At 71.3% G+C, this 20,276-nt stretch carries 18 protein-coding genes; 15 read left to right on the top strand and 3 right to left on the bottom strand.

The window, feature by feature from the left end; genetic code table 11:
- The first annotated feature begins 68 nt into the window (after positions 1-68).
- The 6 genes from VXJ25_RS06475 (at position 69) to VXJ25_RS06450 (ending at position 5,477) form a co-directional block, all read left to right on the top strand.
- Entirely contained in the window at positions 69-476 is a 408-nt protein-coding gene (locus VXJ25_RS06475; protein WP_330958390.1) for a hypothetical protein, read from the top strand.
- 4 nt (positions 477-480) lie between these two features.
- Positions 481-1,116 (top strand): dephospho-CoA kinase, encoded by a 636-nt coding sequence (gene coaE / locus VXJ25_RS06470; protein ID WP_330958389.1) that lies wholly within the window; start codon positions 481-483, stop codon positions 1,114-1,116.
- Positions 1,113-1,709 (top strand): lytic transglycosylase domain-containing protein, encoded by a 597-nt coding sequence (locus tag VXJ25_RS06465; RefSeq protein ID WP_330958388.1) that lies wholly within the window; start codon positions 1,113-1,115, stop codon positions 1,707-1,709. The genes coaE and VXJ25_RS06465 overlap by 4 nt, the downstream gene beginning before the upstream one ends.
- Positions 1,710-2,337: 628 nt before the next feature.
- Positions 2,338-4,560, top strand: a complete 2,223-nt coding sequence (gene uvrB, locus VXJ25_RS06460) for an excinuclease ABC subunit UvrB (RefSeq protein WP_330958430.1) — start codon at positions 2,338-2,340, stop codon at positions 4,558-4,560.
- 67 nt (positions 4,561-4,627) lie between these two features.
- Complete coding sequence (locus VXJ25_RS06455) at positions 4,628-5,095, top strand: PTS sugar transporter subunit IIA (protein WP_330958387.1); 468 nt, start codon at positions 4,628-4,630, stop codon at positions 5,093-5,095.
- A gap of 97 nt (positions 5,096-5,192) precedes the next feature.
- Positions 5,193-5,477: a PTS sugar transporter subunit IIB gene (locus VXJ25_RS06450; RefSeq protein WP_330958386.1), complete on the top strand. Its 285-nt coding sequence runs from the start codon at positions 5,193-5,195 to the stop codon at positions 5,475-5,477.
- 6 nt (positions 5,478-5,483) lie between these two features.
- Here VXJ25_RS06450 and VXJ25_RS06445 read toward each other — a convergent pair whose 3' ends face one another.
- Positions 5,484-7,154 (bottom strand): NAD(P)/FAD-dependent oxidoreductase, encoded by a 1,671-nt coding sequence (locus tag VXJ25_RS06445; protein WP_330958385.1) that lies wholly within the window; start codon positions 7,152-7,154, stop codon positions 5,484-5,486.
- A gap of 112 nt (positions 7,155-7,266) precedes the next feature.
- Between VXJ25_RS06445 and cobI the strand changes: the two genes are divergently transcribed.
- On the top strand, positions 7,267-8,031 hold the full coding sequence (cobI, locus tag VXJ25_RS06440) for a precorrin-2 C(20)-methyltransferase (protein WP_330958384.1): 765 nt from the start codon (positions 7,267-7,269) through the stop codon (positions 8,029-8,031).
- Positions 8,032-8,095: 64 nt separating this feature from the next.
- Here the strand turns inward: cobI and VXJ25_RS06435 are convergent, their stop codons facing one another.
- Positions 8,096-9,436 carry an aminoacetone oxidase family FAD-binding enzyme gene (locus VXJ25_RS06435; RefSeq protein ID WP_330958383.1) on the bottom strand — a complete coding sequence of 447 codons (1,341 nt, stop codon included), beginning with the start codon at positions 9,434-9,436 and terminating at the stop codon, positions 8,096-8,098.
- Positions 9,437-10,300: an Mrp/NBP35 family ATP-binding protein gene (locus tag VXJ25_RS06430; protein ID WP_330958382.1), complete on the bottom strand. Its 864-nt coding sequence runs from the start codon at positions 10,298-10,300 to the stop codon at positions 9,437-9,439. It lies immediately after the preceding gene.
- 201 nt (positions 10,301-10,501) lie between these two features.
- On the opposite strand from VXJ25_RS06430, the gene uvrA reads away from it, so the two are divergent.
- From uvrA to VXJ25_RS06390, 8 genes are all read left to right on the top strand, one after another.
- Positions 10,502-13,408 carry an excinuclease ABC subunit UvrA gene (gene uvrA / locus VXJ25_RS06425; protein ID WP_330958381.1) on the top strand — a complete coding sequence of 969 codons (2,907 nt, stop codon included), beginning with the start codon at positions 10,502-10,504 and terminating at the stop codon, positions 13,406-13,408.
- 1 nt (position 13,409) lies between these two features.
- On the top strand, positions 13,410-13,901 hold the full coding sequence (locus VXJ25_RS06420) for an aminoacyl-tRNA deacylase (protein ID WP_330958380.1): 492 nt from the start codon (positions 13,410-13,412) through the stop codon (positions 13,899-13,901).
- A 151-nt stretch (positions 13,902-14,052) separates the two neighbouring features.
- Positions 14,053-15,714, top strand: coding sequence for an ATP phosphoribosyltransferase (gene hisG / locus VXJ25_RS06415; RefSeq protein ID WP_330958379.1), 1,662 nt, complete (start codon positions 14,053-14,055; stop codon positions 15,712-15,714).
- Between the two features lie 25 nt (positions 15,715-15,739).
- Positions 15,740-17,137 (top strand): histidinol dehydrogenase, encoded by a 1,398-nt coding sequence (gene hisD, locus VXJ25_RS06410; protein ID WP_330958378.1) that lies wholly within the window; start codon positions 15,740-15,742, stop codon positions 17,135-17,137.
- A gap of 10 nt (positions 17,138-17,147) precedes the next feature.
- Entirely contained in the window at positions 17,148-18,254 is a 1,107-nt protein-coding gene (hisC, locus tag VXJ25_RS06405) for a histidinol-phosphate transaminase (protein WP_330958377.1), read from the top strand.
- The gene (hisB, locus tag VXJ25_RS06400) at positions 18,247-18,834 is read left to right on the top strand and encodes an imidazoleglycerol-phosphate dehydratase HisB (protein ID WP_330958376.1); all 588 of its coding nucleotides are present in this window, start codon (positions 18,247-18,249) and stop codon (positions 18,832-18,834) included. Before hisC ends, hisB begins: the two co-directional genes overlap by 8 nt.
- The gene (hisH, locus tag VXJ25_RS06395; RefSeq protein WP_330958375.1) at positions 18,834-19,517 is read left to right on the top strand and encodes an imidazole glycerol phosphate synthase subunit HisH; all 684 of its coding nucleotides are present in this window, start codon (positions 18,834-18,836) and stop codon (positions 19,515-19,517) included. Before hisB ends, hisH begins: the two co-directional genes overlap by 1 nt.
- Positions 19,514-20,275 (top strand): 1-(5-phosphoribosyl)-5-[(5-phosphoribosylamino)methylideneamino]imidazole-4-carboxamide isomerase, encoded by a 762-nt coding sequence (locus VXJ25_RS06390; RefSeq protein WP_330958374.1) that lies wholly within the window; start codon positions 19,514-19,516, stop codon positions 20,273-20,275. Before hisH ends, VXJ25_RS06390 begins: the two co-directional genes overlap by 4 nt.
- The last annotated feature ends 1 nt before the right edge of the window (position 20,276 follow it).

Raw genomic sequence — 20,276 nt, 5'->3', positions numbered from 1 at the left:
CATCGTCGCCGGGGCAGGGGCATCCGGCTCGCGGGCGCCCGGGCCATCCGGCAAGGACAGGAGACCGCATGGACAAGAACATGAACGACAAGCTCGCGGACTGGCTCAAAGGCAGGAACGGCGCGGACGAGATCTCCAACCTCACGCTCGCCGTCGCCATCGTGCTCGTGGTCGTCAACCTCTTCGCCCACACGTGGGTGATCTCCCTCGTCGCCGTGGCGCTGCTTCTCTACACGGGCTTCAGGATCTCCTCCACCAAGGTCGCGGACAGGCGCGAGGAGAACGAGCACTTCCTGGCCGTCCTCGGGCCGCTCGCCCCGTGGGTCAGGAATCCCGCCGCGGCGATGCGCGAGGCGCGCGCCTACAAGCACCTCACCTGCCCAAACTGCGGCCAGCACGTCCGCGTGCCCAGGGGCAAGGGCAAGGTCCGCGTGACCTGCCCCAAGTGCAAGACCAAGTTCGACGCGAACGCCTAGCCTGATGTACGAGGTCCTTCTCGCCGGAGGCACGGCCTCGGGAAAATCGACCGTGGCTCGCGAGCTCGAGCGGCTCGGAGCCCGCAGGATCGATCTCGACCAGGTGTCGCGCGACGTGTGCGCCGTCGGCTCCGAGGTCTGCCGCCGCCTGGCCGAGGCCTTCGGCGCCGACGTGCTCGACCCGCGGACGGGAGAGCTCGACCGCGCCCTCCTCGCGCGCCGCGCCTTCTCGAGCGAGGAGTCGACGCGCGAGCTCGAGGCGATCGAGCTCCCCGCAATCGGGGAGGAGCTCGCGCGGCGCGTCCGCACGGCGGGCGACGGGGTGGTCGTCGTGGAGGTGCCGCTGCTCGACCGCGTCGAGGACATGCTCTACGACGTCGACGAGGTCGTCTGCGTCACCTGCCCGCTCGAAGTGCGTCGCCGGCGGGCCTGCGGTCGCGGCATGGACCCGGCGGACTTCGACCGCAGGGTCGCCCACCAGCCGAGCGACGAGTACCTCAGGGCGCACGCGGACACGGTGCTCGACAACTCCGGCGACGAGGAGGCCCTCGTCGCGCGCGTGGGCGCCTGGTGGGAGGAGCGCGAGCGCGCAGGCTGGCCCCGCGGGGGCTGGGCGCGCGGGTGCTGGAGGCGCGCGTGAGGTCTGGTTCGGAGAGGTTCTTCCGCTGGTACCGCACCCTGCCGCTCCTGGCGATGGGCGTCGTGCTGGCGCTCACGCTCGGGGTGGGGGCGCTGCCCGGGAGCATCGTGCGGCGGGTGTTCTACCCCGTGTCCTACGCGACGCAGATCAACGGTGCCGCGGCGCGCCACGACGTGGACCCCTACCTCGTCGCCGCCGTGATCAAGTGCGAGTCAGACTGGGATCCCCGGGCGCAGTCCGGCGCGGGCGCAGTCGGCCTCATGCAGCTCATGCCCGAGACGGCCCAAGAGCTGGCGGACCTGGGCGTCGTCGACGATGCGGACTACGACGTCTCGCGGCTGACCGATCCCAGCGTCAACATCGAGTACGGCACGGCCTACCTGGCCTACCTCTCGCAGGAGCTCGGCTCGACCGACGAGGTCATCGCCGCCTACAACGCGGGCCTGGGGACCGTGCGCAGCTGGCTCGCTGGTGGCGCCCAGGGCGTCGCCGAGGCGATCACCTACCCCGAGACCCGCCTCTACCTGCAGCGCGTCAAGCAGGCGCGCGAGCGCTACGCCGAGCTCTACCCGGAGGGGCTCAAGGATTACTAGCGCCCCGGCGCGCCGCAGGCACGCCGGGGTCGTCCGCCAGGGACGGTGCCCGGCGGCGCCCGGGACGGCCCGGCCTGGACGGCCGCACCCCGGGGCCGTGGCCTGGGGGCCGCACCCCGACGCAGTCCCCTCGCCTCGGCTGTGCATTTTTCCAAGTTAGGGATGGGTCGGGGGCTGACCGTGGAGGTCGGCGGGCCTCCTCCGTCGTGCCGTGCAATCCATGAGTCGCATTTGCCCAGGATTCGAAGGATCTGGGCGGTGGCGCTCTGGCATCGCGGGCTTGGAGTCGTCCATAAGTCGCAGAAATGCACTGTCCCTTTGTGGGAGCTGCGGCGGCCCCCGCGGCGGCGTTTCGACCACGCCTGGGACGCCCGGCCTACGCGGCCGTTCCATCGGCACCACATCGCGTTCGTGCGGATCGTCGCGACTCCGGCGGGTACAATCAAACACGTGTACCGAGAGAGGGGGAGGACAGGTGCAGCAGCCCAAGCAGCCCAAGCAGCCCAAGCAGCCCAAGCAGCCCGAGCAGCCCGAGCAGCCGGCCCAGCCCGCGTGGCAGGTGCAGCAGCAGGGAGGGTCCGCCGGCGAGGCGGGCCTGCGCGTCGAGGACGGCATCGAGTACGAGCCGCTGGCAGGCACGCCGGCGGCCAAGGAGCGCTTCGGCGCCGAGCTCAAGAGGTTCGGCCTCGGCAAGGACGACTCGCGCTTCGAGGTCGTCTCGCCCTTCGAGCCGGCCGGCGACCAGCCTCAGGCCATAGAGAAGCTCGCGGAGGGCGTGGAGCGTGGCCTGCGCTACCAGACCCTCATGGGCGTCACCGGTTCCGGCAAGACCTTTACCATGGCCAAGACCATCGAGAAGGTCAACCGCCCGACGCTGATCATGGAGCCCAACAAGACCCTCGCCGCCCAGGTCGCCAGCGAGATGCGCGAGATGTTCCCGCACAACGCGGTCACCTACTTCGTCTCGTACTACGACTACTACCAGCCAGAGGCCTACGTCCCGCAGACCGACACCTACATCGAGAAGGACGCGTCGATCAACGAGGAGGTCGAGAAGCTCCGCCACCAGGCGACCTCCAACCTCCTCTCCCGGCGCGACGTGATCGTGGTCGCCTCCGTCTCGTGCATCTACGGCATCGGCAGCCCCCAGGACTACGCGGGCCTCGCCCCCAACGTGGACAAGCAGGTCCCGCTCGAGCGCGACGACCTCATCAAGAACCTCATCGACGTCCAGTACGACCGCAACGACTACGACCTCTCGCGCGGCACCTTCCGCGTGCGCGGCGACACCGTGGACGTGTTCCCGCCCTATGCCGAGAACCCGCTGCGCATCTCCTTCTTCGGCGACGAGGTCGAGTTCATCGGCGAGGTCGACTCCGTCACGGGTGAGGTCGTGCGCGAGTTCGACGCCGTCCCGATCTGGCCCGCCTCCCACTACGTCACCGAGCGCCCCAGGATCAACCGCGCGTTGGAGACGATCAACGAGGAGCTCGAGGCCCGCGTCGCGGAGCTCAAGGCCAACGACATGCTCCTCGAGGCGCAGCGCCTTGCCCAACGGACCGGCTACGACCTCGAGATGCTCGAGCAGATGGGCTACTGCAACGGCATCGAGAACTACTCGCGCCACCTCGACGGGCGACGTCCGGGCGAGCCGCCCTACACGCTGATCGACTACTTCCCGAGCGACATGCTCTGCATCATCGACGAGTCCCACGTCACCGTCCCGCAGATCCGCGGCATGCACGAGGGCGACCGCTCGCGCAAGGTCACCCTGGTCGACCACGGCTTCCGCCTGCCGTCCGCGCTCGACAACCGCCCCCTGCGCTTCGACGAGTTCGAGAGCCGCATCCCCCAGTTCATCTACGTCTCCGCGACGCCGGGCGACTACGAGGAGGCCGTCTCCCAGCAGGAGGTCGAGCAGATCATCCGCCCGACGGGCCTCCTGGACCCCAAGATCGACCTGCGCCCCGTCCGCGGCCAGATCGACGACCTGATCTCCGAGATCAAGGAGCGCGCGGCGAGGAAGGAGCGCGTCCTCGTGACGACCCTCACCAAGAGGATGGCCGAGGACCTCACGGACCACCTGCTCGACGAGGGCGTCAAGGTCAACTACATGCACTCCGACACGGCGACGCTCGACCGCGTGGAGATCATCCGCAGCCTGCGCGAGGGCAAGATCGACGTTCTGGTCGGCATCAACCTGCTGCGCGAGGGCCTCGACATCCCCGAGGTCTCGCTCGTGGCGATCCTCGACGCGGACAAGGAGGGGTTCCTCCGCAACCGCCGCTCGCTCATCCAGACCATGGGCCGCGCCGCCCGCAACGCGGAGGGCCAGGTCATCATGTACGCGGACACCATCACGGACTCCATGCGCGAGGCGATCGACGAGACCCGCCGGCGCCGCAGCCTCCAGGAGCGCTACAACGAGGAGCACCACATCGTGCCGCAGACCGTGCGCAAGTCGATCACGGACATCTCGAGCTTCATCCAGGAGGCAGAGGACAACGTGGGCAGGCGCCAGCGCAAGGACGGCGTCTTCTACACGGCGGCCACGGGCGAGGACGAGGCGGCGGACGCGGGCGAGAAGGACGCGGAGTCGATAGCGGAGGAGCTCTCCGCGCTGCCACGCGAGGAGGCGGCCAAGGTGCTCGGCGCGCTCCAGGACGAGATGCTGCAGGCCTCGGCGGACATGGACTTCGAGCGGGCCGCCGCCCTGAGGGACCAGGTCGTCGCTCTCGAGAGCGCCCTGTCCGGCGAGAGCGCCGACGACGTGATGGCCCGGCTCAAGGCCACTGACCGCAAGGGCTCCGCCCACGCGACCCGTCGCAGGTATCATAGGGGCAAGCACTAGCCGGCGCGCCGCCGTCCGCGGCCAGGGCGCGCGGCTCCTGCGAGGCGTCGCTTGGGAAGGGGTGCGGATGAGAGGCGCGGACAGGGAGCTCCTCAGGCCCGAGCTCGTCTTCCTCGGCATGGACGCGCCTGACAGGGCGTCGCTCTTCTCCCAGTTGGGGGCCCGTCTCGCGCCGCTCGGCTACGTCACGCCGGACTGGTTGGAGAGGATCGAGGAGCGCGAGCGCGCATATCCCACGGGGCTGGCGACCGCCACGGTCGGCATCGCGCTCCCGCACGCGGACGGCTGCGTGGCCAGGCCCTACATCGCCATCGTGCGCCCGCTCGCACCCGTCGCCTTCGAGCCCATGGCCGGTGTCGGCGACACGGTCGAGGCGGAGCTGGTGCTGAACCTCGGCGTCACGCGCGAGGGGGGCCAGGTCGAGGTCCTCCAGGGCCTGATGAACCTCTTCATGCAGGAGGACCCCGTGAGGCGCCTCATGGCGCAGACGACGGGTGAAGGTATGGTTTCCACCCTGCTCGAGTTTCTCGGGTAGGCGTCTTTCAGGGTATCTTTTCGTTCGGGGCGCCTCGCGAGACGCGCCCAGGGGATATCGAAGCGGACGCTCCGCATCGCTCAGAAGGAGGACCCCAATGGCAGCTAGGATCATCGTCGCCTGTGGCTCGGGCATCGCGACCTCGCAGATGGTGGCCAAGAAGATCGACAGGCTCCTGCGCGAGAAGGGCGTGGAGGCAGACGTCGCGGCCGTGACCAAGGAGGCCCTCGCCGAGGAGGCCGAGGGTGCCGACGCCTACGTCGCCGTCGTGAAGACCGAGGAGGACTACGACGTCCCCACCTTCAACGGCGTCGCCTTCCTCACCGGCATCGGCGAGGACGAGGAGCTGGCACGTCTCGTGGAGGCGGTCAGGGACAAGTAGCGGCCGCTAGGGGCGCCGGGCGAGCGAGCTCGTGAGGGCGTCCGCCACGCGCAAGCCATCGGTGGCCGCGCTCATGATGCCGCCCGCGTAGCCGGCGCCCTCGCCGCAGGGCCACAGGCCCAGGGTCGACACGCTGGTCAGCTCGTCCGTCCGCGTGATGCGCACGGGCGAGCTCGAGCGCGTCTCCACGCCCGTGAGGACCGCCTCGGCGTCGTCGAACCCGCGCAGGTGGCGTGCCATGAGCGGGATGGCGGCGCGCAGCGTCCGCGCCACGTAGTCGGGCAGGCAGCCCTCGACGCTTCCCCAGCTGACGCCGCGCGGGTAGGTCGGCCGCACGCGGCCCGCCCCGCTCGAGGGTCGTCCCGCGAGGAAGTCGCCCACGAGCTGCGCGGGCGCGACGTAGGCACCGCCGCCCGCCTCGAAGGCGGCCCGCTCGCAGCGACGCTGCAGCTCGACGCCGGCGAGGACGTCGGCGCCGGGCAGGTCGGAGGGGAAGACGTTCGCCAGGAGGCCCGCGTTGGCGTTCGTGCCCGCGCGGTCGGACAGGCTCATGCCGTTGGTGCAGACGCCGCCCGCCTCGCTCGCGGCGGCCACCACGTAGCCGCCGGGGCACATGCAGAACGAGAAGGCGCTGCGGCCGTCCGGCAGGTGGCACGCGAGCTTGTAGGGTGCGGCGCCGAGCGCGGGGTGCCCCGCGAAGGGGCCGTACTGCGCGCGGTCGACGTCGGCCTGCAGGTGCTCGATGCGCACGCCCATGGCGAAGGTCTTGCGCTCGAGCGCGACGCCGCGACGGGCGAGCAGGTCGTAGACGTCGCGTGCCGAGTGGCCCGTCGCGAGGACCACGTCATCGGCGGGGACGACCTCCTCCACGACCATGCCGGTCGGACGGTCGGTGCGCGAGAGCGTGACCGAGCGCACGCGACCGCCCGTCGTGTCGACGTCGCACACGCGCTCGCCGAGCCTGACCTCTCCTCCCAGGTTCTCGATCCGGGCGAGCAGGTTGGTCACGACGGTGGGCAGGACGTCGCTCCCGATGTGGGGCTTGGCGTCCCACAGAATCCGCCGCTGGGCGCCGGCCTCGACGAGGGTCTCGAGGACGATCCGGTGCGCGGGGCTCTTGGTGCCCGTGGCGAGCTTGCCGTCCGAGAAGGTCCCTGCGCCCCCGAGGCCAAACTGGACGTTGCTCTCCGGGTCGAGCTCGCCCGTCTCCTCGAAGCGCCTGATGGCGGCCCGTCTGCGCGTGGCGTCCTCGCCGCGCTCCACGAGGATGGGGGATAGCCCCGCCTCGGCGAGGGAGAGGGCGCAGAACAGGCCCGCGCAGCCCGCGCCGACGACGACGGGCCTGCGCGGGCACGCGAGGCCGAGGCGCTCGGGCAGGCGGTAGGGCTCCCCCTCGCTGACCTGCCGCACGTTCTTGTCGGCATGCCTGCGCCTGAGCCGCGCGAGGGCGCGCCCCTCCGCCTCGGCGTCGCGCAGGGAGAGGCGGACAGTGTAGACGAGGCGGACGTCTCGCCTCTTGCGGGCGTCGACCGAGCGCCTCCTGAGCTCGAAGGAGGAGAGCGCTTGGGGCGAGACGCCGAGCCGGCGGCAGGCGAGGCGCCTGAGCGCGGCCTCCTCCGCACCCTCGTCCGCCTCGGCGTCGCCGAGGGCCACTGCCAGGTTCGCTATCTCGATCACGTCGTCCCCCAACCTCGTTAGATGAGAGGACCATCGTACCCCAGGCTGCGGTATGGTTGCTTGGCGCCTAGGCGGCGGAGAGACGGGCCGGGACGTACTGACGGGAGGGCGCATGGCAGAGCGCAATGGTGGTGGCGGAGGGACCCGGAGGGGCAGACTGTACGGCGTGGGCGCAGGCCCGGGCGACCCCGAGCTCCTCACGCTGAAGGCGGCCCGCGTCATCTGCGAGGCAGACTGCGTCGCCGTCCCCGACTCGGGGAGCGGACGCCGGATGGCGCTCGGGATCGTCTCCTCGTGGCTGGACGGCCAGGAGGTCATAGACTGCGCGACCCCCATGACCTCCGACGCGGACGTGCTCGCGCAGGCTCACGACGACGTCGCCCGCGAGCTCGCCTCGCGGCTGGACGAGGGCAAGGACGTCGCCATGGTCGTGCTCGGCGACGTCTGCGTGTACTCCACGTTCTTCTATGTCGCGGAGCGGCTGAGGCCCCGCGGCTACGAGGTCGAGCTCGTGCCGGGGGTCACCTCCTTCAGCGCCGCGGCCGCAAGGCTGTGCCAGCCCCTCTGCACGGGGTCGGAGTCCCTGCTCGTGACCCCCGCCTCCGCGGACGGGCTCGACGGGCGCCTCGGCGCGGCCGAGAACCTCGTCCTCATGAAGCCGCCCCGAGACCTCTCGGCGCTCGCGGGGAGCCTGCGGGAGCGCGGCCTCCTCGACGGGGCGTCGCTCGTCTCCGACCTGGGCCTTCCGACCGAGCGGGTCGTGCCCCGGCTCGCGGACCTGGAGGGCCAGGTGGGCTACCTCTCGCTCGTCCTCGTGCGGGGCGCCGAAGCGCGTGCGGCGGCGCGGGCTGGCCGGCCCGCCGGCCCGGAGCGCTAGTCCCGCGCCGCCCCGGATGCGGTGGGGCGGCGCCTGGGGGCCGGCGCCCCGGCGAGGGCGGCCCCTAGGCACCCGTTCGCGAGAGCGCCCGCTCCGCCGCCGCGGCGCCCGCGACCATGCCGCTCTTCCAGGCCCAGGCGAGGTTGAAGCCCCCGCAGTCCGCGTCCACGTCGAGCGACTCGCCGGCGGCGAAGAGCCCGGGCACGCTCCGGCAGGCGAGCGTCCTGGGCGAGAACTGCGCGAGCACGAGGCCGCCGCGCGAGACCTGCGCCCTCTTGGGCTCGGCCGGCCCCTCGACCGCGAGGGCGAGCCCCTTCGCGAGGGCGAGCGCCCGCTCCAGGACGGCCTCCTCCGTCGGCGCGCCGGCGAGTCCGGACGCCGCCTCGCGCGCGAGGGCGGAGGCGATGCGGGGGTCGAGGAAGCCGTGGAGGCGGGCCGCGGCGGCCTGCGTGGCGCGGCCCGCCTCCCGTGTGGGTCCGCGCCCGCGGGCTTGCCCGGCGGCACCCGCCGCCCGTCGCAGCTCCGTCGCGGAGTGGCCCGGGGCGAGGTCGAGCACGAGGGCGTCGTTGGGCCGGCAGCGGCGCGAGAGGTCGAAGGCGACGATCCCCGTGACCCCGTAGGGACGGAAGATGACCTCGCCCGCTTCCCGCGCGACCTCGGACCCGCCCCGCACGAGCAGGGCCGACACGTGGACGCGCCTGCCGTCGAGCTCCCCGAGCAGCCGACCCGCGCCCGAGCAGGCGATGGGGCACAGCACGGGCTCCCAGGGACGCGTCTCGAGGCCGAGGCCGCACCCGAGCAGGGCGGGGAGGGGTGTGCCGCCGCCGAGCGCCACCACGACGCAGCGGGCGTAGATCGAGCGCTCCCGCGCTGTCCCTCCCTCGCCGCACGCGAGTGCGTAGCGCACGCGCAGATCCTGGCCGCAGCGCTCGACGCGCGTGACCTCGCGTCCGGGTGCGAGCAGCGCGCCGGCCCGGCGCGCGCGGGCGAGCAGGACGTCGCGCACGGACGCCGCCTGCTTGCTGAGCGGGTAGAGCCTCCCGTCCTCCTCGGCGACTATGAGGCCGCTGCCCTCCATGAGGGAGACGACGTCCTCCCCGAAGCGCGTGCCGGCGGCCTCGGCCACGAAGGCAGGGTCGTTGTAGCGGGAGAAGTCGAGGTCGCGGTTGGAGAGGTTGCAGCGGCCGTTGCCCGTGGCGAGGATCTTCTGCCCGCAGGAGAGCCCCCGCTCGAGCGCCACCGTGGAGGCGCCGGCCTCGGCGCTCGCGATGGCCGCCGCGAGCCCCGCGGCGCCCGCGCCGAGGACGCAGACGTCGCAGGAGTCGCCGACCTCGACGCGGGCTGCCTCGTCCTCGAGCCTGCGCCTCTCCTCGGCGCGGGAGCGGCCCTTGGGCGGACGCGGCACCTAGACCCCCTTCGCCTCGTCGAAGGCGGCCGTGTTCTCCACGAGCTCGATGGCCTTGGGGAGTAGCCCCTCGGGGAGGGCGGTGTCGACGGTGCCCTCGTCGCACGCCTTGGCGATGGCGGGGTCGATCGGCAGCCTCCCGAGGACGTCGAGGTCGAACTGACGCGCGATCTCGTCGAGGTGGCTCGGCCCGTACGGCTCGATCCTCTCGCCGCAGTGCGGGCAGGCGAGGTAGCTCATGTTCTCCACGAGGCCGATGACCGGCACGTCCATCATCGAGGCCATGTTCACGGCCTTGCTCACGATGACCTGCACGAGGTCCTGCGGAGAGGTGACGATCACCACGCCCTCGATGGGCAGCGACTGGAAGACGGTCAGGGCGACGTCGCCGGTTCCCGGGGGCATGTCGACGAGCAGGTAGTCCAGCTGGCCCCAGTTGGTCTGGCCCCAGAACTGCCTGAGCACGCCGGAGAGCATGGGGCCGCGCCACAGCACCGGGTCGGTCTCGTTCTCCAGGACGAGGTTGGTGCTCATGATCTCGATCCCTGTGATGCTCGTGGCGGGGAGCAGCAGGTTGTCCTGGGCGAAGGCGTGCTCGCCGGACAGGCCGAACATCTTGGGGATGGACGGCCCGGTGATGTCGGCGTCGAGGATGCCCACGCGCCTGCCCGCGCGAGCGAGCTCGGTCGCGAGGATTCCGGTCACGAGCGACTTTCCGACGCCGCCCTTGCCCGACACGACGCCGATGACGTGCTTCACGCTCGAGTTCGGCTCCATCTCGAAGACCTCGGGGCCCTGCGGCTCCCTCTTGCCGAACGCCGCGTCTGCCTCGCGGCGAATCTGGTCCCTCTCCTCATCGTCCATGGGTTCTCCTTCCCTTGCGCCCTCGGCGCGGTGTGCATGACGTCTGGATTCTACCCGAGGCGCGCGAACGCCCTCGGGCCACCTTGTTCCATTTGATGTAGAACGTGTGTTCTCACATCATACCACCTGCGGCGCGTGTAGACTAGTCCCCGTCAGAGAATGGGGCGCATGCCCCGGACCGAGGTGGGACGGATTCCGCGAATGGCACAGAACTGCATCACGATCCGCGGCGCGCGCGAGCACAACCTGCGCGACGTCGACGTAACGATACCGAGGGACAAGCTCGTGGTCATCACGGGCCTGTCGGGGTCGGGCAAGTCGTCGCTGGCCTTCGACACCATCTACGCGGAGGGGCAGCGCCGCTACGTGGAGTCCCTCTCGAGCTACGCCCGCATGTTCCTCGGACAGATGGACAAGCCGGACCTGGACTCCATCGACGGCCTCTCGCCCGCGGTCTCGATCGACCAGAAGACCACGAGCAGGAACCCCCGCTCCACGGTCGGCACCGTGACGGAGATCTACGACTACCTCAGGCTCCTCTATGCGCGCGTGGGCACGCCCCACTGCCCGGTCTGCGGGCGCGTCATCGAGCGCCAGACGACCGACCAGGTGGCGGACAAGGTCCTCGCGCGGGCGCAGGGCCGGCGCGCCTACGTGCTGGCACCGGTCGTCCTCGGTCGGAAGGGGGAGTACGCCAAGCTCTTCGAGGACCTGCGCAAGGAGGGCTTCTCGCGCGTCAGGGTGGACGGCGAGGTCCTCGACCTCGACGGGGAGCTCAAGCTCAACAAGAAGCTCAAGCACTCGATTGAGGTCGTCGTCGACCGGATCGTCGTGCGCGAGAACTCCCTCGGCCGCATCGCGGAGGCGGTCGAGCAGGCGACGCGGATCGCCGAGGGCCGCGTGGGCTTCTACCTCCTGCCGGACCGCGACGACCCGGAGGCCATGCCCGGCGAGCTGCTCCAGTACTCGCTCGCCCTGGCCTGCCCGGAGCACGGCCACTCCATAGACGACCTCGAGCCGCGCGACTTCTCCTTCAACGCCCCCTACGGGGCCTGCCCGGACTGCGACGGCCTGGGGACGCGCAGGATGGTGGACGCGGCGGCCCTGATCGACGACCCCTCGCTCTCGGTGGCCGGCGGCGTGTTCAACGACCTGTTCGGCTCCCGCTCGAACTACTACCCCCAGCTCCTCGCGGCGGCGGTGCGCGCCATGGGCGAGGACCCGGACACTCCCTGGGAGGACCTCTCGGAGAGGACGAGGGACGCCCTGCTCGACGGCATGGGCGACGAGAAGATCCGCGTGGACTACCACACGCGCGACGGGCGCGACACCTCCTGGGACGCCACGTTCCCGGGCGTCAGGAGGATCCTGTTCGACAAGTACCAGGAGACCACCTCGGAGACCCTGCGCAAGCACTACGAGAAGTACATCCGCGAGGTCCCCTGCTCCACCTGCCACGGCGCGCGCCTCAAGCCGGAGTACCTCGCCGTCACGGTGGGCGGCAAGAACATCTGGGAGGTTTGCCAGCTCTCGAGCAAGGAGGCGCTCGACTTCTTCTCCGGCCTGACCATCGAGGAGCGCAAGCGGCCGATCGGCGCCCCCATCGTGAAGGAGATCGTGGCGCGCCTGCGCTTCATGGTGGACGTGGGCCTCGACTACCTCACGCTCTCGCGCGCGGCGGCGACGCTCTCCGGCGGCGAGGCCCAGCGCATCCGCCTGGCCACGCAGATCGGCGCGGGGCTCATGGGCGTCCTCTACATCCTGGACGAGCCCTCGATCGGCCTGCACCAGCGCGACAACGACCGCCTCATCGCGACCCTGCGCCACCTGCGCGACCAGGGCAACACGGTCATCGTGGTCGAGCACGACGAGGACACGATCCGCGCCGCCGACTACGTGATCGACATGGGCCCGGGCGCGGGCGAGCTCGGCGGCGAGGTCGTGGCCGCGGGAACGCCCGCCCAGATCATGGCGGACGAGCGCTCGCTCACGGGCGCCTACCTCACGGGGAGGCGGCAGATCCTGCTGCCGGAGCGCCGCAGGAACCCCAGGCGCGGCTCCATCAGGCTCAGCGGCGCGACCGCCAACAACCTCAAGGGCGTCTCCGTGAAGGTCGAGCTCGGCACCCTCACCGTCGTCACCGGCGTGTCGGGCTCGGGCAAGTCGTCGCTCGTCACGGACACCCTCGCGCCCGCGCTCACCAACGCGGTCCAGCACTCCAAGCGCCCCGTCGGCCCCTTCCGCAAGCTCGAGGGGCTGAGGGACAAGGAGGGCGGGAAGACCGTCGACAAGGTCATCGACATCGACCAGAGCCCCATCGGCCGCACGCCCCGCTCGAACCCCGCGACCTACATCGGCCTGTGGGACGACCTCAGGGCGCTGTTCGCCTCCACCCCGGAGAGCCGCGCGCGCGGCTACTCGGCCGGCCGCTTCTCGTTCAACGTGCCCGGTGGCCGCTGCGAGGCCTGCAAGGGCGACGGCCAGATCAAGATCGAGATGAACTTCCTGCCCGACGTATACGTCCCGTGCGAGGTCTGCGGCGGCAGGCGGTACAACCGCGAGACCCTCGAGGTCACCTACCGCGGCAAGAACATCTCGGACGTCCTGGACATGACGGTGACCGAGGCGCTCGCGTTCTTCTCGAGCATCCCGCGCATCAAGAACAAGCTCCAGACCCTCTACGACGTGGGCCTCGGCTACATCCATCTCGGCCAGCCCGCGACGACGCTCTCCGGCGGCGAGGCGCAGCGCGTCAAGCTCGCGAAGGAGTTGCACCGCCAGCAGACCGGCCGCACCTTCTACATCCTGGACGAGCCGACCACCGGCCTGCACTTCGAGGACGTCCGCCAGCTCGTGGACGTCCTGGAGCGCCTGGTCGACGCCGGCAACACCGTCCTCGTCATCGAGCACAACCTCGACGTGATCAAGATGGCGGACCGCATCATAGACATGGGCCCCGAGGGGGGAGACGGCGGCGGCACCGTCGTCGCCTACGGCACCCCCGAGCAGGTCGCCGAGGTGGAGGGCTCCTACACCGGGCGCTACCTCAAGAGGGTCCTCGCGCGCGACCGCGAGCGCGAGGCCGCGGCCTCGGGAAGCGAGGGATAGCATGGCGAAGCAGGAGAAGTTCAAGAAGACCAACGCGATGCGCGAGCTCGAGCGCGGCGGGGTCGCCTACACCTACCGGCAGGTGGTCGAGGAGGACACCTCTCGCGGGCTCGGCGTGAGGCTCGCCGAGGAGAGCGGTCAGGACGTGGACTCCACGTTCAAGACCCTCGTGTGCGTGGCGCCCTCGGGCGACCACGTCGTCTGCTGCATCCCCGTCGCCTGCGAGCTCGACTTCAAGAAGGCGGCGGCCGCCGCGGGCGAGAAGAGCCTCTCGATGCTGCCGACCAAGGAGCTCGAGGACCTCACCGGCTACGTCCGCGGGGGATGCACCCCCGTCGGGATGCGCAAGCAGTTCCCGACCCTCATCGACGAGACCGCCCAGCTCTTCGACACGATCGGCATCTCGGGCGGCAGGAGGGGGCTGTCGCTCGAGCTCTCGCCCGTCGCCCTGGCGGAGTTCATCGGCGCGCGCTTCTCGGACATCACGCGCTAGGGTGCTCCCTCCCAGCTCCGGGCGGATGTTACCCGCTCATTACGGGAGATGTGGCCGGGGTGGCGCAACACTTTACTGTGCTAAAGTATCGACCGCGAGCGCTGTAGTGCGCTAAAGCGCCAGAGGATGGAGCGCCGGAGGAGGGAGCACCTTGATCGCAGGAACACCGAGAGGCTTCAGAGACATTCTGCCCGAGGAGGCGCTCGCCCGCGAGCGGATCGAGGGCGTCGTGAGGTCGTGCTTCTCCGAGCACGGCTACCTCCCCGTCGAGACCCCCCTGCTCGAGGACCGTGCCTGCCTCGAGAGGGGCGGAAGGATCCAGGACACCCCCTTCCAGCTCTTCGACTCAGACGGCAGCCTGCTGGTGCTGCGCCCCGACCTCACGCTGCCCATCGCGCGCCTGGTGGCATCGAGGGTCTCGCGCGACGAGCTGCCCTGCCGCTTCAGGTACGCCGCTCCCGTGGTGCGCGAGGAGCCCTCGCTCAAGGGGCAGCCGCGCCAGTTCACCCAGCTCGGCGTCGAGCTCGTGGGCGGCTGCGGCCAGAGCTCGGAGCCCGAGGTGGTCCAGCTCCTCGCCGAGGTCCTCTCCCGGCTGAACGTCCCCGACTGGCGGATCGTCTGCGGGTCGGTCTGCCCGCTGACCTCGCTGCTGTCCGCCTGCGACGTCTCCGACGAGTTCTCCGGGCGCGTGCTCGGCTACGTCCACGAGTCCGACCTCGTCACCCTCGACGAGTACGTGGACGCCACGGAGGGGCTCACGGACGCTCAGAGGCGCGCCCTGCACGAGGTGCCGCGCCTGAACGGCGACGTCGCGGTCATCGACCGCATCGACGAGCTCCTGGGGGCGGCCGGCGTCGAGGCGCGCGAGCGTGGCACCGAGGAGCTCCGCCAGCTCGTCTCGAGCTGCTCGGTCCTCGTGGGGCAGGGGAGGCTCCGCTTCGACTTCTCGATCATAAACTCCTTCGACTATTACACGGGCATCATCTTCAAGGGCTACGCGGAGGGCATCGCGGCCTCCCTCGCCTCGGGCGGTCGCTACGACGCCGTCCTCGACCACCTCGGCTGCGAGGGGGTGGCGGCCTGCGGCTTCGCGATGAGCCTCGAGAGGCTGCAGGAGGTGCTCGGCGAGCAGGGAGGGTCGGGCGTCGTCACGCCGGGCGTGCGCGTCGCCGAGCGTCCCCTGCGCATCGCGATCCCCAAGGGGTCGCTCTTCCCGGACACGGTCGCCCTGCTCGAGCGGGCGGGCCTGCCCGTCGAGGGCCTGCGCGACCCGGGCCGCAAGCTCATCGTGCACGAGGAGGGCGTCGACTACGTGATCGTGAGGGCGCAGGACGCCCCCGCCTTCGTGGGCTACGGCGGCGCCGACTGCGGCATCTGCGGCAGGGACTCGCTCATCGAGGCGGGCATAGACCTGCTGCAGCTCGTGGACCTCGCGTACGGCGGCTGCCGCTTCGTCGTCGCGGAGCCGGCGGCCACGAGGGGCAAGGCGGAGCGCGACTACGCCTGGCGCGGCACCATCCGCGTCGCCACCAAGTACCCGCGGATCACCCAGGAGTACTACGACCGCATCGGCCAGCAGGTGGACATCGTGCAGCTGCACGGCAACATCGAGCTCGGCCCGATCGTGGGCATGACCGACCGGATCGTGGACATCACGGCCACGGGCACGACGCTGCGCGAGAACGACCTCGTGGTCGTCGACGACGTGCTCGAGTGCACGGCCCGCTTCTTCGCGGGCCCGGCGGCGTACCGCTGCGACGCGCGCATCCGCGCGCTCGCCGCGCGCCTCGCCGAGGCCGTCTCAGGCAGGTAACGACAAGGAAAGCGAGGGGTTGCCGATGAGGACCATAGAGCTGAGGGGCGACCGCGCCCTCACCAACGAGGACCTGGAGCGCAAGGGGGCGCTCCCCGAGAGCGTCATGGAGTCCGCGAAGGCCATCGTGGACGACGTCAGGGAGAGGGGCGACGAGGCGCTGCGCGCGTACTGCACCAAGTTCGACGGCGCGTGCCCCGAGGACTTCCGCGTGGACGACGAGGTCGTCCGCGGCGCCCTCGACATGGTGGACCCGGAGTTCGTCTCCGCGCTGAGGCGCGCCTACGACCAGATCCGCGACTTCCACGAGCGCGAGGTGGAGCAGAGCTGGTTTTCCGCCAAGCCCGACGGCACCATCCTCGGTGTCAAGGTGACGCCCGTCCCGAGCGTCGCCGTCTACGTCCCGGGCGGGCGCGCCCAGTACCCCTCGACCGTGCTCATGGACACGATCCCCGCCAAGGTCGCCGGCGTCGGGCGCGTCATCATGCTCACCCCGCCGCAGCGCGACGGCTCGCTGTCCGCCTACACGCTCGCCGCCGCCGCGGTCGCCGGCGTGGACGAGGTCTACGCCGTGGGCGGCGCGCAGGCGATCGCCGCGGCGGCGTATGGGACCGAGTCGATCCCCAAGGTCGTGAAGATCGTGGGCCCCGGCAACGCCTACGTCGCGGCCGCCAAGCGCTACGTCTCGGGCGACGTGGGGATCGACATGGTGGCCGGCCCCTCCGAGGTCTGCGTCCTCGCCGACTCCACGGCCGACCCCGTCGTCGTCGCGGCCGACCTCATGGCCCAGGCGGAGCACGACCCCATGGCCACCTGCTACCTCGTCACCTGCGACCCCGCGCTCCCCGCGCGGGTGGAGGAGGCCACGGAGCGCCTCGTCTCGCAGAGCCCGCGCGAGGAGATCACGAGGGCGTCGCTGGAGCACGGCGTCGTCGTCGTGGCGGAGGACCTCGAGCGCGCCGTGGACGCGGTGAACGTCGTCGCCCCCGAGCACCTGGAGCTCCACACGGCGAACGCCTTCGACGTGCTCGGCTCCATCGAGAACGCCGGCGCCATCTTCGTCGGCCCCTGGAGCTCCGAACCCCTGGGCGACTACGTCGCCGGCCCCAACCACACCCTGCCGACCGGCGGCACCGCGGCCTTCTCGAACCCCCTCGGCGTCTACGACTTCGTGAAGCGCTCGAGCGTGATCAGCTACTCTCCCGCCGGGCTCGCCGCCGACGCGCCCGCCGCGCAGACGCTCGCCCAGGGCGAGGGCCTCTGGGCGCACGCGCTCTCCGTGGGCCTGCGCAGGAGGCTCGTCGAGGAGGGAGCCGAGCGCTTCGACGACCCCGTGGCCGCCTGCGAGGACGCGACGCGCACGGCCTGGCCGCAGGCGCTCGAGGCGCCCGGCACGCCCAGGCTCGACTTCAAGGTGAGGTAGGGGAGCCGCCATGGCGATATCGATATCCGCGCCCGTCCGGGCCCTCATGCGCCCCTCGGCGGCGGCCCTCGAGCCCTACGACCCGGGCTTCTCGCCCGTCGAGGTGAACCTCAGCGCCAACGAGAACACCTACGGCATGCCGCCCGAGGTGCGCGAGAGGGTCCAGGCCGCCCTGGCGGAGGTCTGCGTGAACCGCTACCCCGCCCCGCTCGCCGACGGCGTGAGGGAGAGGGTCGCTCGCTGGCACGGCGTCCGCCCGGAGTCGGTGTGCGTCGGCAACGGCGGCGACGAGCTGATCTTCAACCTCTTCCTCGCGTTCGGCGGGAGGGGGCACGTGCTCGTCAACTGCCCGCCGACCTTCTCGGTCTACCGCCTGTACGCCGAGCTCGTCGAGACCGAGGTGGTGGACGTCCCGCGCGATGCCGAGACGCTGCTGCCCGACGTGGACGCCCTCGTCGAGGCGGCCCGCACGGCGAGCATCGTGGTGATCTGCTCGCCGAACAACCCTACGGGCGACGTGATGGCCCCCGGTGACGTCGCGAGGGTCTGCGAGGCCTGCCCGGGGATCGTGCTGGCCGACGAGGCGTACGGAGAGTTCGCTCCCGCGGGCGCGAGCGCAGAGCCGCTCCTCGCGACCCACCCCAACCTCGTCGTGCTCCACACCCTCTCGAAGGCCTTCGCCTTCGCGGGCGGCCGGCTCGGCTACGTGCTCGCCGATCCCTCCGTGGTCGGGGCGCTCGCCGCGGTGAGGCAGCCCTATACGGTGGACTCCCTGGTCCAGGCGGCGGCCTGCACCATCCTGGACGACCGCGACGCCTTCGCGCCGACGATCGCCAAGATCGTCTCGGAGCGCGAGCGGCTGAGCGCGGCCCTCTCCGCCCTCTCGGGACAGGGGGTCAGGGTGTGGCCGAGCAGCTCCAACTTCCTCTGCGTCAGGGTGCCTCGCGCCCACGAGGTCTGGCTCGCCCTGCGCGACGAGTGCTCGATCCTCGTCAGGGACTTCTCGTCCACGCCGGGGCTGGAGGGGTGCCTCAGGGTGACCGTCGGCACGCCCGAGGAGAACGACCGCGTCGCCTCGCAGCTCGCGAGGCTCACCAAGGAGGTGCGCAATGGGTAGGAGCGCAACGGTCTCGAGGAGGACCGGGGAGACGGACATAGAGGTCGCGCTCGACCTCGACGGCACGGGCGCCTGCGACGTCCAGACGGGGGTGGGCTTCTTCGACCACATGCTCAACGCCCTCGGCCGCCATTCGCTGATGGACCTCAGCGTGCACGCGAAGGGCGACACCTGGGTCGACGACCACCACACCGTCGAGGACACGGGCATCGTGCTCGGGCAGGCGGTCGCCGAGGCCCTGGGCGACCGGAGCGGCATCAGGAGGTTCGGGGACGTCGCCGTGCCGCTCGACGAGGCCCTCGTGCTCGCCGCCGTCGACGTCTCGGGTCGCGGCGAGCTCTTCTGGGACGTGGAGATCGGCCCGGACAAGGTGGGGACCTTCGACTGCGAGCTCGCGCAGGAGTTCTTCGTGGGCTTCGCCCGCCAGGCAGGCCTCACGCTGCACCTGCGCAAGCTCGCGGGCACCAACGCCCACCACATCATCGAGGCGACCTTCAAGTCCTGCGCCAGGGCGCTCCGCGTCGCCGTCGAGCGCGACCCGCGCGTCGTCGGCGTCCCGTCCACGAAGGGGGTCCTGTGATGGCGGCGCCCGCGCGCGCGAGGAGGATCGCAATCGTCGACTACCACAAGGGCAACCTGTCGAGCGTCCTGCGCTCCGTCACGGAGGCGGGCGGCGACGCGAGCGTCGTCGACGACCCGGCGGCGATAGCCGCGGCGGACGCCGTGGTGGTGCCGGGCGTCGGCGCCTTCGAGGACGCGATGGACTACCTCCGCGCGTCCGGCGAGGCCGACGCCATCCTAGGCGGCGTCGCGCGCGGCGTGCCCTTCCTGGGCATCTGCCTCGGCCTCCACGTGCTTTTCGAGCGCGGCGACGAGCGCACGCACGAGCACGCGGCGGAGGACGCGTGGGCCGAGGGGCTGGGCGTGCTTGCCGGCTCCGTCACGAGGCTCTCCTCCGAGCGGCTCAAGGTACCCCACGTCGGGTGGGACCAGATCCACCTGACCGAGCACGGCCGCTCCTGCCCGCTGCTCGCGGGGGTCGCCGAGGGCGCCAACGTCTACTTCACGCACTCCTACGCGGTCTCCGACGACGTGGACCCCGCCATCGTGGCGACGCGCACCCACTACACGCGCAGCTTCGCGTCGGGGGTCTGGCGCGACAACGTCCTCGGCGTCCAGTTCCATCCCGAGAAGTCCTCGCGCACCGGCCTCGCCATCCTGCGCAACTTCGTCGGGATCGTCGAGCGAGGAGGGGTGGCATGATCCTGTTTCCCGCCATAGACCTCGTAGCCGGCCAGGTCGTGAGGCTCGAGCGGGGCGAGAGGTCCCGCATGAAGGTCTACTCGGACGACCCGGCCGCCGTCGCGCGCGACTTCAGGAGGCGCGGTGCCGCCTGGGTTCACGTGGTGGACCTCTCCGCGGCCTTCGAGGAGGACGAGGACGCCCGGGCGAGAAACGCCCGGGCCATCCGCTCGATCTGCGAGGTCGGGGGGATCAAGGTCGACGCGGGCGGCGGCGTGCGCTCGATCGGCGCGGTGGAGCGGCTGGCGGAGGCCGGCGCGAGCCGCGTCGCGATCGGCACGGCCCTCGTGCGCGACCCCGCCTTCGCTGCCGAGGCGGCCGGGCGCTTCCCGGAACTGGTCGTGGCGGACGTCGCCGCCAGGGACGGCATGGTCAGGGTCAACGGCTGGCGCGAGGGGGAGGGCCTCTCGGTCGAGGAGCTCGTCTCGAGGCTTGCGGGCATTGGCTTCAGGCACCTCGTCTTCACGGACATAGCCCGAGACGGGATGCAGTGCGGCATCGACGTCGAGGCCTACCGGAGGGTCGCCGCGGCCGCTGGCTTCCCGGTCGTCGCCTCGGGCGGCATCGCGAGCCTCGCGGACATCGAGCGGCTCGCGGCGGCGGGCCCGGGGACCATCGAGGGCGCCATTACCGGAAGGGCCCTCTACGAGGGAGGATTCACGCTCGAGGATGCGCTCGCGGCCGCCGCGGGCCCGGGCGAGCGGGGGGCGAGGAGCTAGC

This window comes from Olsenella absiana, from assembly GCF_036408855.1.
In the GTDB taxonomy this organism is placed as follows: Bacteria; Actinomycetota; Coriobacteriia; order Coriobacteriales; family Atopobiaceae; genus Olsenella_K; species Olsenella_K absiana.
Note: the sequence above shows the minus strand (reverse complement) of the source record. Positions and strands in the feature narration are given on the sequence as shown.